This window comes from Pectobacterium brasiliense, assembly GCF_013449685.1.
Taxonomy (GTDB): domain Bacteria; phylum Pseudomonadota; class Gammaproteobacteria; order Enterobacterales; family Enterobacteriaceae; genus Pectobacterium; species Pectobacterium brasiliense_A.
On the sequence record NZ_JACDSF010000027.1, the window covers coordinates 1 to 11,823 of the forward strand.

Genomic DNA, 11,823 nt, shown 5'->3' on the forward strand with positions numbered 1-11,823 from the left:
TTTCATATACAGATAGATTTGAGAACGTTTCAGGCCAGTTTTTTCTTCAACCTGTTTCAGGCGTAATAGCTGATGAGATGTCACGGTATTCTCCTGTGGCAAATATTGCGCTAGCCGGGAGATAACACGACAACACAAAGTCGTGGTGTGGAGAAAGTTGATGAACCCGTATTACGGAAAATACAATCCTTAATACGGGTTATCCTAGCTAAGGGACATCATCTTACTTTTGTGTTTGTATGGAAGAGGGCGAGCCGCGTTCAAGCGCAGTCTTCAGCGTGTCGCCACTGAATCGATCAGTAATGCCTTCCTCAGATGCCCATTGTTCAAAAATGGATAGCAACTTGTAAGGCTTTCCTATCAACGGGCTGATAGTTTCATTATTTCTACAGGCAAGCCAAAATAGTCTTGATAGAGGGGATGATATGCGTGTGGAAGAATCCGAGGGTGATTTTTTTTCCAGCCAGCCAGTTGAATAGTTTATTTAACTCAGTTTGCCTGATAACAAAACATGCATCCTTCGGTAAGTTATAAATAGGTAAATAGGCATCATTAAAGCTTAAATCTATGCCGTTTAATGACATTCCATCGCGTAATGAAATTTTATTGTGAACTAGAAAGACTTCCCCTGATAAGGAAACAGTAATGCCATAGTTATTGTTCCCTCTTAGTACAGGTGATGGTATTTTTAGATTGTGAGCAAGTAGGTATTGTATGAGAAAATATTCATATCCAAAAAGATTTGTATCAATGACGCCATGAGCAGTGTGAAAATATTTACCTTCGGTGCTAAAAGTTAAATTACTCTCGCTAAAAAAATCGCTTTGATCCAACAAAGTTTTGTCGTCCGGTAAGTTATTGTTTTTAGGTTTTAGCTTTAATTTATGGTTATGGGATTTTATTTTCCTCAAGGTAATGGGAGATTGAAAGTATATCGAAAGGAGGATTTTACCCTGCAAAGCATATCGATAGATATCACTTTCTTGTATTTTCCTGATGCCGTTTTTCTTTGATGTTTTTACTGCTTCTTTGATAGTTAACCAGTCTGAGTTTACATTTTTATTCTTAAAAAAAGCGAGCCTGTCTGACATAACATATCTCCTTTTACATATCCGTGCTGATAAATTTGATGTCCTCACATAAGATGAATAAAGGATGACGGTTGATGGAAGGTTAGATGGCTTTTTTAAGTAACACCCGTTCAGATTTATTTGTAATATAAAAATGCCGCAAAGACTTCGCGGCATTTTGGTTTCTTACAAATTTGGATTAACATCGGGATTTTCAAAGTCAGGAACAAAAGAAAGATATTTCCCACCAATCTTAATAGCCCGTCTGTTTGCTTCGGCATCATGAATATGTAGTGGTGGTATAACGCCCTGTTTTGCTACGACTCCTGTTTCCCTAAAGAACCCTTCGAATCCAGCAGGAGAGAACATCAGTAATATCTTGATAGGTTTAATGCTGTTATTTCTAAATTGATGATAAATCCCCTTGGGAACATAAACAAAATCGCCTGGATTGGCATGAAAAATATTTTCTCCGGCTCTTACTGTTAATTGTCCATCTAGTACATAAAAAATCTCGTCAGCGTCTTCATGAAGATGCCAAATCGGACCCCCGCCTGGACCCACAAATCCCTGGATAATAGAAATATTTCCCCCGGTGTTTTCTTTATCCAGCTTTATAGTATAGGTGTCGTTATTTAACCAAAGTGGAACACCTTCATTGTCTCGAATAATAAATGGCTGCATGATCTATACCTCAGGAATAATAATTTAAAGAGAATGACCACCATCGATAACTATTCGCGAACCCACTAAGTAGTCAGACTGGCCGGAGCAGGACCAAATAATGGCTTCAGCGATCTCTTTAACATCGCCAATACGCCCAATGGGGATCAAATCGCGCCATCTTTTGTCACGGTCTGCCGCTGATTCGCCGGGAAGTTGGGTCATTTCGGTGGCCAATGGGCCAGGGTTTATTGAGAAAACCCGCACACCGTGCGTGATAGCTTCTTTTGCCGAGACGCGGGTCAATGCATCGACGGCAGCCTTTGAAGCGGTGTAGGCCGCCGTGCCCGGAATATTCAGCCCGATAGACATATTTGATGAAATATTAACGATAGTCCCGGCCCGGTTTTCTTTCATCGACTGAAGTTCGCGCTTCAGACTTTCAAACAAACCAATGACATTAGTAGTGAATATGTGATTAAAGTCTTCACTGGAGGTTTCATCGAGAAAACCAAAAGAAAATACTCCGGCGTTATTAACGGCAATATCAAGAGCGCCGACTTTATGTTTTATTTCATCAAACAGATTATCTATTGATTGATTATTATTTACGTCGAAAGGAATAACCCATGATTTGCCAGGAGTCTCGGAGATCGCTTGCGCCGTTTCTTCGAGTTTCTGCGTATTTCGGCCTGCAAGAATAACGGTTCCGCCAAGTCGTGAAAATGCCAAGGCTATTTCTCTGCCAAGTCCACTGCCTGCGCCGGTTACAAGAATTTTCTTTTGCGAAAAAATACCACTCATCGGTTCTCTTCCTTATATAAAGTAATCTTCGACTTTGCCACCAAAGAGAATATCGCCGCACACCTGCAGGACTTTTTCCTGCGCGACAGCGTGCTGGCAAATGGTGTTGATATCACGTAATGCGCGGTCAAAAGGTGTTTCATGGGTGTAGATAGAACCGCCGCCCTGTAGGTCATACAAGCTTGAAACGATGGTTCGTGCGGTTTGAAAGGCATTTCTTCTACTCAGAGCTGACTGTACGCGCCAATGAGTAATATCGTCGTGAGCGGCATCGGCTTCGAGCGCCTGCCATAATGTACTTACGCTGGTGAGCACCGCGTTTCTGGTGATAAATAACTGATTCTCTGCGTTAGCCACCGCCGTCTGTACGCGCTTTGAGTTTCGCCATTTCACATCATTGATTCTGTCTGTGCGGTCGTCGGCGACGTCGTAGATATAGTCCAGACAGGCTCTCGCAAGCCCCAGCGGGATACCGGACATTTTGCGTAAAATTGCATCCGGCGTTTTGTGCAGTGGCCCTTGACGTTTTGGTGCCGAGAAATTGAACGCGTGCTGTTCGGGAATGAACAATCCTTGCGTGGAGTAGTCCTGACTGCCGCTTCCCCGCAGGCCGGTGGTGAACCAGGTATCGGAAAAAAGGTAGTCGGCAGGACGCGCCAGCATGACTCGCCAAAGGGGCTTGCCGTTGTCATCCAGTACAAGATTGCCGTTACGGTAGAGGAAGCAACCTGCCGAGATGACATCGCCATGAGGCGATCCGCTGGCAAAACGCCATTTTCCAGTGACGATGTAGCCGCCATCAACTATCTCGGCTTTTCCCTGCGGGTGTATCCAACCCGCCACGGCCAGATTGGCGTGTGGAAAGATCTCTTTGGCGCTTTTTTCTTCCAAGAAACCTGAATAAATACCCGAGTCACAACCGATCATGGCGCACCAGGCGGTAGCCGTATCGCCCCGGGCGAGTTCTTCCAGCACAAGGATTTGCTCAATCGACGTCAGTCCGGCACCGCCCCATGATTGCGGGAAACACATTCCAAATATCCCAATGCCACGTAGTCTTTCAATAATATTGAGTGGTATCCTGCGATGCTCTTCTATTTCACGAGAGGAGTTACGTAATTCACCGCGTAAATCTCTTAGATTAACTAATATATTGCTAAATGTATTAACGTCATGAGTTATCATGGATACACCTTAATAAATGAACCTATTTAATTAAATATTAAAAATACATATTAGGTATTATTAATAATTATATCGCCCGGATGCGAAAATTCCCTTTGGATCTAAAGATTTTTGCAGGCTTCTGATGATTTCGCCTTCACGAAGCGTTCTAGCATTACGACTATTGGCGAGAGGATGTTCGACATCCAAACGATAAGGATAAAAACCTGAAGCACTGAATTTTTCATGAAGAAGTTTCAGAGCCTGATGAGCTTTTATTATTTCCTCTTCCACGCGTTCAAAACGAATGGATACAACGAGATCAATAATCTGATCACTCAGCGTATTAATTGTGGCGCCGCAGCGCACGCCAGTAGACTCGAAGATATCGTCAAAATGAAGATAAGCCTGTTTAATAGCCTGACCGGTAAAAGGAAGCAGAGGCAAGAAAAATATCCAGCCTTTACCTTCGGTATCTATTTCAGCCGGTGTAGTACCGAGCGTCTTCTCCAGAAGGATATCATGATATTTAGTATCCCCTTGATAGGCAGCGGTGACTAGATTGGCAACGATATCATCTTGATAAGGATTCGTAGGGCTGTCGCTCCAGATCAAAGAGATGAATTTCTCGCCAGCTTTTACAAACTCGGTTTCCAGCGCGGTGGAAAGTGCCGACACTACTGAGGCGGCTCCCGAAAGGGGCAGGTGAACGAGAAACTCGCCCTTATTCGCACCATACGTCAGTGTTGAGGTTTCATCATAAACCTTAAGTACACCGTGAATTAACCCTTGTGCTGACCAACGCTGGAAGGTATTGATAGCATACTCTAAGTTTTCGGGAGAAAAGGAAATATAGGCGACGCGAGATTTTTCTGGTCGATTAAGTAGTCGTACAACGCCACCGGTTATAATTCCGAGATTCGATTGGGTGAATAATTGTACCAGTGAAGGGCCAATCCCGTGGGAGTATAATGCGCTATGTTTTCCCTGTTCCGGCCACCAGCCCACTCGGTGCAGTGTCCCGTTGGCGAGAACAATTTCCAGGCCGAGAAGATCTTCTGTACGCTGGTGCCTCAACCCGACGCCCCGATCGAGAGCATTACCTAAAAAACTCGTTTCTGCAGATGAGGCTGTTACATTAATAAAGCGATGGGTGTTCAGTAATTTTTGCGATAATGTTCCCTGCGTCACACCTGGCTCAATGACAGCATAACCCTCTGCGATATTAATCTCGCGAATTTTATTTAATCCGGTCAGCTTTAATTGCACGGCGTTGTCTGACGGAGGTTTTGTTGAACCTAACCCCCAATTGTATCCAGTTGAGTAGGGATAAAGCGCTGTTTCCCCGTCAAATTGATCTGCCAGCTTAACAATACGAATTACTTGTTCAATACTGGAAACATCCACTCGGCCAGAAACCGATGGGGAAGTATATTCGCCAACATCATTCGGTGTGTTTACATAGGCGACGACGTTTTTATGATCTAAATGCTGTTCGAGAAAGGAGATGAACTTTTTGCTCATTTAATCAATCCTCTATTTTACGATAGCTAATATTCGGATTCAGAAAGAAATAGTGCATTTCATTACTGTATGAACCATCGTGATTTTTCAATCGTCCCGGACGCATCCCCTCAAATTCAAACCCTCCCTTTTGCGCGACTCTTTCTGACGCGATATTGCCTTCTTTGACACCAAGTTCTAAACGTACATAACCAGCTTCATTAAAGGCCCAGTTTTTCAAAAGATTCAGTGCCCTTACGGCGTAGCCCAAACCACGATATTCCGGCAATATCCCGTAACCAACATCACCTACATGAGGTGGTACAACATTACGGATAACAATCTTTCCCACAGCATTACCTGTTGAGCATTCTATAATAGTGAGCAAAATATTAGGGCCTACGGCTGAATTAAGCCCACAACGACTAATTTTTTGTTTGATTTCATCAAGCGATGCTGTTTCGAATAAACCCCACTTAGATGATTCAGGATTTGATTGCTCTAGCCACATACAAAATGTGTCTTTTGGTTCAGCCAAACGCAGTGCAATTTTCTCATCGCGATAAATATTGCTATCCACTGCAGGGAATAATAGACTTTTTGCCGCATTACTGTGATCCCTCAATAAGGAAAAAACTGCGAATTCCTGTAATTTTGAATTTGAATTGAGTTTTTGTGAAATGCCTTCAAAACTGTACCCACTCAATACAAGACTATTAATAATTTTATGATTGTCAATCAGAGTTCGCGTCTCAATTCTCAGTGCTTTATATTTTTTAAATAAAAGCAACGAAAGTGTTCGGAATAGTCCGGTTTTTATTTTTTCTCCTAAGGGTGTATGAATTTTAATATCCCAAATAATACTGTTCTCATCATTTTCTGATGAGCGCAAGAAAATATCCCCGATGTGTTCTGGCTTGCATTTTCGTATTACATGAATTTTATGTGTGATTGACTTCTTGTTGGGTGTCTCATCTAATAACCTTGTCTCACAGCGTTGGTCAATAATTTTATCACTCTCGCTGTGGTAAATAATTGGGGTTCCTTGTTTATAATTATTTTCGGAAAATAAATGTGACTCCGGAATAGTTTGAATATTATTTTCATAGTCTAATGAATTAATTTCACTGTTCATGGTCTATTCCTATAGATATAGTCAGATATTTGCCTGAGGATTAACAGCAGGCTCATCGTAACGGTTATTCCTCAAAACAGGGAGTAGGGTGACAATCGCCAATCCGGCTAAAAAAATGCCGATGAGCGCCGGTGCACGGTAACCATAACCTTGATCGATTGCATAGCCACCGGCCCAAGAGCCAATCACTACACCAAGACAAATGACAGAAGTATGCATGGTGTTAATCAATGAGGTATTTGGTGCTGCTTTAAACACGCGTGAGGACATGGCAGGAGTGAGAGTAATACCAGTAAGTCCTAAAATCATTACAGATATCAGCACTAATATTTTATTGTCGTAGAAGGTATAAAGCCCAAACAGTGCAAGTACTAGCACGACGCTACCGGTGAAAACAACTTTAATCGGCGATTTATCTGCTAGTCGACCTACCAGGAAGTTACCAATTACCGTGAATGCACCGTAAGCGAAAAGAATAGCCGGGATATATGGAGTATCGAAACCGACAGTGTTTTCAAAATAGGGAACGAAGTAACTGAATGTCGCGAATGTTGCAGCAATAATAAAGAAACTCGTAATAAATGCCCCCCAGATTGATCTGTTTATAATTGAACCGAATTCAGCCTTAATACTACCTTTAACCTCCGCCTTGAATTTAGGAACAATCAGTATAATACCTATTCCAGCTAAAGCTGTAAGGACAATAATTAATGCGAAGGAAACTCTCCAACCATAATACTGATCAAGTATTGCTGATAGTGGCAGTCCCGCCACCGTCGCTATCATCATCCCGCCCAATACGATGGAGGCTGCAACGCCAAAGCGTTCCGGTGGAACCATTTTTGCCGCTGTCAACAGCGCAAAACCGAAGAAGGCTGCCGAAGATAATCCGGTCGCAAACCTCGCTACTGCTAAAAGATCATAAGTTGCAGAAACGGTTGCGACGACTTGGGCGACAAGAAATATGCCGGTAATAGTCAATAATGCTGCTTTATTGCTAAGTTTAACTAAAAATGTAGCAAGCAAGGGACCACCGAAAACCATACCTAATGAATAAATGGTAATTAAATATCCAACTTTAGGAATGGAAACACCTAAATCAGATGACATGGATGTGATTAATCCTGCGACCATGTATTCAGATGTTGTCATGGCAAATAGAGTAAAACCTAAAACATATATTGCCGCTGGAAGTGGTTTGTTCATAAAAATTCACTCGATGTGATTAACAGTAATGAAACTAATACCCTTGATTATTAGCTTTTGTAAACAGAATATGAATCATAATTGTTATGACATTTTTCACCAATATAATCGGATGGTTTATCGAGTTGTCGTGTTAGGTTAGGAGGTTGAGATATCGAATTTTTGTTATTAAATCGTCATTGGCTTATCTTAAAAATAGATAATGTTATTTAATGGATTTTTATGAATGTGTAAATATTGAAAAGGAAAATAACAATGAGTGAATACGTGCAAGCAATTGTGAAATCAGATATCGGTGGTTTTAGATTCACCGACGTACAGCGGCCGGTCAGAAGGACGGAAAGTGATATTTTAATCAGAGTTTCCAATATATCACTTAATCGGGGAGAATTAGACTTTCCCTGGGAATCGGATAAGCCTGCCGGATGGGATGCATTTGGTATTGTGATCGAGACCAGCACCGACGGTCAGGGACCGAAAATTGGGGAGCGGGTGTTAACATGGAGTTTTTCGGGTGCCTGGAGCCAATATCGCGTTGTCGATCGTGCCAATGTCGCTATCGTGCCAGAGAGTGTATCAGCAGCGGTTGCAGCAGCGTTGCCGGTGGCAGGATTAACGGCGCTGCGTTCTCTGCGGACCCTTCATTTGCAGCCGGGCCAGTCTCTGGCCGTTACCGGCGCAACGGGCGGAGTCGGGCATTTGTTGGTTCAGTTGGCAATGCATGCCGGTATTAAAGTTACGGCGGTGGCGCACAGTCAGCGTGGATTCGATTGGCTGCAAGCCAGCGACGTTAAACCCAACGAGGTACTATTGGCTAAAGAATTCCCTTTTGAGGGAACCTTTGATGCACTGGTCGATACCGTCGGTGGCGATTTACTGGCTCATCTATTAGACAATGTTGTCCCTAATGGCACAGTTCTCATTCTGGGCGTTGCCTCGGGGCAGGTGGCGAGCATAGACACCACAATTTTGGTATCACGAGGAATCGATCTGATTTCTTATAAGGATTATTCCCCGGCCGGAGAAGATTTAAACACCTTGCTCACTCTCGTTGACGAGAAGATTATTAAAGTATACGCGGATAATATTGGTAGTTGGGACAAAGTCATTAAACAGGATTTCCTGCATCTTCTCGCTCCAGGCAAAGTCACGCTCAACGTACCTCAGGACTAAGCTCAACTCGTACATAGTCCTCTATGATGTCGCCACGCAAGGATATTGCAATAATTGTGGCGACATAGCGTTATCTTTTAACTAATCACACATTGATATTTAACTTCTGTCAGGTTTTTTTGTATCTTGATACCTCCACGAGGCATAGATGTTCGTGTAAGAGATGCAAGAGAAGACTTATGGATTTAAACGCGCTTAAAATCTTTATCAAGGTAGGGGAAACGCAGAGTTTTACCAAAGCTGCGCAGGCATTGGGCCTCACCCAATCAGGGGTCTCGCGTGCAATTACCAGACTCGAGCTCGACCTCCGTGTTACCTTGCTTAACCGCAATACCCACTCTGTAAGTCTGACTACCGATGGCGTTTTTTTATATGAATCCTCAAGAAGCCTGATGCATGAAATGGATGAGGTTGGGCATTCGATTACCGGCAGAACTGTATTCCCTGAAGGCGAACTAAAAATAACGACACCTTCTGCCTATGGCCGATTGGTAATTATTCCTATGCTCAAAGAGATCCTGGACAGATATCCGGCATTAACAATTGACGCGGTTATGACTGACCGATTGGTTGATTTGGTGGAAGAAGGCTTTGACGCGGCGATTAGAATTGGCAGCGTACAGGACTCACGGCTTATCGCAAGAACCATCAAGCATTTACGCTTTGTCACCGTTGCGTCACCGGAATATTTAAACAGCCACGGAATCCCTAAAGAGCCAGCGGAACTGGTACAGCATAACTGTCTGGCTGTTAAAGCACAGAAAACTGGGCGTAGCACAAAGTGGTTTTATTATATAGCGGGAGAACAGCAGGCTTTTGATATTAAGGGTAATCTGGTCGTCGATACTGCGGATGTACTGTTAGAGGCGGCACTCAGCGGGATGGGGGTTGTTCAAATAATGGACTTTGCGGTCGGTAAATATCTGGAAAACGGTAAACTGGTCGAGCTACTACAAGAATACTCCGAGGCTTCGATTCCGCTTTCATTAATTTATGCAAAATCGCGCCATCGTTCGCCTAAAATCAGTACATTGCTGGCGGCGTTAGGAATAAATACTTGACCCCCAACACAGATGCAATTGCTCTTGATTTATGAGGGACCAAATTCAATATTCTGCTACAGGCACCAGCGCAGACAGGCTGAACCGGCGCTAATGATAGTACAGATTCAATACATGTCCCGGAAAAGCAAATGGAAGCCGGCTGTCTCAAAACAGCCGGGTCATGGAGCGTAAATCCATAATCTATCTGTAAATGATGCGGTTCAAAGTCGTGAGGAAATCTGCATCGGAATTACTCAACTTCTCTGCGCCGAAACGTTCTAGTACCACTGCTGTTACCAGGTCACGGCGTTTGGGGAGACGTGCTTTTTCTGCCGTATCCAACGCTGTAGCCATCTCATGCTTTGTGAGGTTTGTGCAGTAAACTGGCGATCCGGGTTGCTGACGCCATGAATCAGCCAGAGTGCCAGCGTCGAATGCATCGAAACCAGTTGCTTCTACCAATCGCATTGCTATATCACGATCATTCTTTCGGTCTGCTGCGACGGGAATTGCGATACGGTCTGGGTTGCCTGACACCATCCCTGATTCGGCAAAAGCACGTGCTCCTATTGCGTTCCATGCCTTGGCAATCGGCCTACCCAACAGCTCGGCAACCCACAGGCTTTCCACCATGCCGTTCTCAATATCCTGAATTATACCGTCCCGTACCGGATAATAATTAGCAGTGTCGATCACTACAGTTTCCTCAGGAACGTCTGCCATAAGGGGCTTAATCGTCGAGTGGCTCGCAAAGGGAATTGAGAGAATAATTACGTCTACGTCCTTCATCGCGTCCTGAGATGTTACCGCACGGGCGCCAGAAGTCAGGATCTGAGCATCAATCGTCTCGGGCCCGCGAGAATTCGCGACTTTAATTTCATGGCCTGCTTTGGTCAGTTTCTGGACGAGTGTTTTCCCGATATTACCAGTGCCTAAAATACCTATCTTCATAATGATTTCTCCAGTTTGCGTTACTGACTGCTTAATACTTAGTGAAAACTCAACTTTCCTTGCTTATCACGATCGCCGCTTGATGTGCACTGTGTACCGGTTCGTTATAATTTCGCGAACAGTACTCACTCCAGTAATGCTGAAAATACCAAAATTCAAAGTGTGGGAGACGGTAGCCATCGTCGCTTCGTTTACTCTTTCGCCATTTTCATTGAGAAAAAGGATGTAAAACAGGAGCCGTGACTTGTACTTTCCCCCACCCTGAGCATGATGTGTCATCACGTCGCGGGCGCAGATCTTATGTGATAAACGGCTATATGCCCTCAGTCCGTTTGATCACCATCATCGTTGCTGAAGTGCCTGCCGAGCATCATGTGTCTGGTCTTCATATATCGTTATCTATGCTGCCCGGTTGTACAACGCAGCCACACTCTGTATCATTCGGAGTGTATCTCCGTTTAATAGAATATACGGAGAGTTTCTCCACTTTTCAAGGTCAAAAGTTGCTATGACTGTTATGTCTTCCCTGGCTGGGCTCCGCAAGGATGCACAACGTAATCGAAAGCACATTCTTGATGTAGCCCGCCAGGCATTCGTGAGCGAGGGCGTCAATGTTTCTATGGATGCAATTGCCAAAAAAGCAGGGGTGGGGGCCGGGACCCTTTATCGTCATTTCCCAAGTAAAGATGCATTGCTTGCTTCGCTGCTGGATCACCATCATTTAGTACTGGAACAACAGCGTTTGATCATTGAGGCGGAAGAAAGCGATAGCGGACGATCACTGGAGAAGTGGATCGACGCGCTGGGCGACTGGATGCTTGCTTATCACGGCCTTCCTGAACCTTTGCAGGCTGCATGTCAGGCTCAGTCGGCTTTGACTCCTGCCTGCCTTAATGTCATCGACAAGACTGAGACTATTCTTCAGGCAGCTCAAAATGATGGGCTTGCCCGTCGGGATTTGAACGGGCGTGACATTTTCATCGCAGCCTTGGCTGTAGCATGGGCAAGCGGCATTAAGGTCGCAGACCAACGGACACGAGTTGTACTTAGCGACATGCTGAAGAAAGGATGGGGGGCAAGTGAAACACAACCGAAGAGCTGACATTGTTTG

The 11,823-nt window shown here is 44.2% G+C and carries 12 protein-coding genes; 3 read left to right on the forward strand and 9 right to left on the reverse strand.

All coding sequences use genetic code 11. The annotated features are described in order from the left end of the window. From H0248_RS11115 to H0248_RS11150, 8 genes are all read right to left on the reverse strand, one after another. Window positions 1–84 (reverse strand): AlpA family phage regulatory protein (locus H0248_RS11115; RefSeq protein ID WP_180786095.1); only part of this gene is annotated, 84 nt, incomplete at its 3' end. A gap of 302 nt (window positions 85–386) precedes the next feature. Beyond that, window positions 387–1,091, reverse strand: a complete 705-nt coding sequence (locus H0248_RS11120; protein ID WP_308415662.1) for a hypothetical protein — start codon at window positions 1,089–1,091, stop codon at window positions 387–389. A gap of 165 nt (window positions 1,092–1,256) precedes the next feature. Then, on the reverse strand, window positions 1,257–1,754 hold the full coding sequence (locus H0248_RS11125; RefSeq protein ID WP_171278949.1) for a cupin domain-containing protein: 498 nt from the start codon (window positions 1,752–1,754) through the stop codon (window positions 1,257–1,259). A 24-nt stretch (window positions 1,755–1,778) separates the two neighbouring features. Beyond that, window positions 1,779–2,537, reverse strand: a complete 759-nt coding sequence (locus H0248_RS11130) for an SDR family NAD(P)-dependent oxidoreductase (RefSeq protein WP_171278950.1) — start codon at window positions 2,535–2,537, stop codon at window positions 1,779–1,781. A gap of 12 nt (window positions 2,538–2,549) precedes the next feature. Then, window positions 2,550–3,722, reverse strand: coding sequence for an acyl-CoA dehydrogenase family protein (locus H0248_RS11135; RefSeq protein WP_171278951.1), 1,173 nt, complete (start codon window positions 3,720–3,722; stop codon window positions 2,550–2,552). A 60-nt stretch (window positions 3,723–3,782) separates the two neighbouring features. Next, window positions 3,783–5,225, reverse strand: coding sequence for an FAD-binding oxidoreductase (locus H0248_RS11140; RefSeq protein ID WP_171278952.1), 1,443 nt, complete (start codon window positions 5,223–5,225; stop codon window positions 3,783–3,785). 4 nt (window positions 5,226–5,229) lie between these two features. Continuing rightward, entirely contained in the window at window positions 5,230–6,339 is a 1,110-nt protein-coding gene (locus H0248_RS11145; protein WP_180785983.1) for a GNAT family N-acetyltransferase, read from the reverse strand. Between the two features lie 21 nt (window positions 6,340–6,360). Continuing rightward, window positions 6,361–7,545, reverse strand: coding sequence for an MFS transporter (locus tag H0248_RS11150; protein WP_180785984.1), 1,185 nt, complete (start codon window positions 7,543–7,545; stop codon window positions 6,361–6,363). A 255-nt stretch (window positions 7,546–7,800) separates the two neighbouring features. Between H0248_RS11150 and H0248_RS11155 the strand changes: the two genes are divergently transcribed. Together H0248_RS11155 and H0248_RS11160 are read left to right on the forward strand one after the other, a co-directional pair. Beyond that, window positions 7,801–8,718: a zinc-binding dehydrogenase gene (locus H0248_RS11155; RefSeq protein WP_180785985.1), complete on the forward strand. Its 918-nt coding sequence runs from the start codon at window positions 7,801–7,803 to the stop codon at window positions 8,716–8,718. Window positions 8,719–8,897: 179 nt separating this feature from the next. Next, complete coding sequence (locus tag H0248_RS11160) at window positions 8,898–9,779, forward strand: LysR family transcriptional regulator (RefSeq protein WP_116164690.1); 882 nt, start codon at window positions 8,898–8,900, stop codon at window positions 9,777–9,779. A gap of 183 nt (window positions 9,780–9,962) precedes the next feature. Here H0248_RS11160 and H0248_RS11165 read toward each other — a convergent pair whose 3' ends face one another. Further along, window positions 9,963–10,712 (reverse strand): NADPH-dependent F420 reductase, encoded by a 750-nt coding sequence (locus tag H0248_RS11165; protein ID WP_180785986.1) that lies wholly within the window; start codon window positions 10,710–10,712, stop codon window positions 9,963–9,965. Between the two features lie 508 nt (window positions 10,713–11,220). Here H0248_RS11165 and H0248_RS11170 point away from each other — a divergent pair. After that, window positions 11,221–11,814, forward strand: a complete 594-nt coding sequence (locus H0248_RS11170) for a TetR/AcrR family transcriptional regulator (RefSeq protein WP_180785987.1) — start codon at window positions 11,221–11,223, stop codon at window positions 11,812–11,814. The last annotated feature ends 9 nt before the right edge of the window (window positions 11,815–11,823 follow it).

What these genes read in the sequence shown, in the direction of transcription:
- H0248_RS11170 (WP_180785987.1), top strand. Translation starts at nt 11,221, where the DNA reads ATGACTGTTATGTCTTCCCTGGCTGGGCTCCGCAAGGATGCACAACGT.
- H0248_RS11140 (WP_171278952.1), bottom strand. Translation starts at nt 5,225, where the DNA reads ATGAGCAAAAAGTTCATCTCCTTTCTCGAACAGCATTTAGATCATAAA.
- H0248_RS11155 (WP_180785985.1), top strand. Translation starts at nt 7,801, where the DNA reads ATGAGTGAATACGTGCAAGCAATTGTGAAATCAGATATCGGTGGTTTT.
- H0248_RS11130 (WP_171278950.1), bottom strand. Translation starts at nt 2,537, where the DNA reads ATGAGTGGTATTTTTTCGCAAAAGAAAATTCTTGTAACCGGCGCAGGC.
- H0248_RS11135 (WP_171278951.1), bottom strand. Translation starts at nt 3,722, where the DNA reads ATGATAACTCATGACGTTAATACATTTAGCAATATATTAGTTAATCTA.
- H0248_RS11150 (WP_180785984.1), bottom strand. Translation starts at nt 7,545, where the DNA reads ATGAACAAACCACTTCCAGCGGCAATATATGTTTTAGGTTTTACTCTA.
- H0248_RS11165 (WP_180785986.1), bottom strand. Translation starts at nt 10,712, where the DNA reads ATGAAGATAGGTATTTTAGGCACTGGTAATATCGGGAAAACACTCGTC.
- H0248_RS11145 (WP_180785983.1), bottom strand. Translation starts at nt 6,339, where the DNA reads ATGAACAGTGAAATTAATTCATTAGACTATGAAAATAATATTCAAACT.
- H0248_RS11120 (WP_308415662.1), bottom strand. Translation starts at nt 1,091, where the DNA reads ATGTCAGACAGGCTCGCTTTTTTTAAGAATAAAAATGTAAACTCAGAC.
- H0248_RS11160 (WP_116164690.1), top strand. Translation starts at nt 8,898, where the DNA reads ATGGATTTAAACGCGCTTAAAATCTTTATCAAGGTAGGGGAAACGCAG.
- H0248_RS11125 (WP_171278949.1), bottom strand. Translation starts at nt 1,754, where the DNA reads ATGCAGCCATTTATTATTCGAGACAATGAAGGTGTTCCACTTTGGTTA.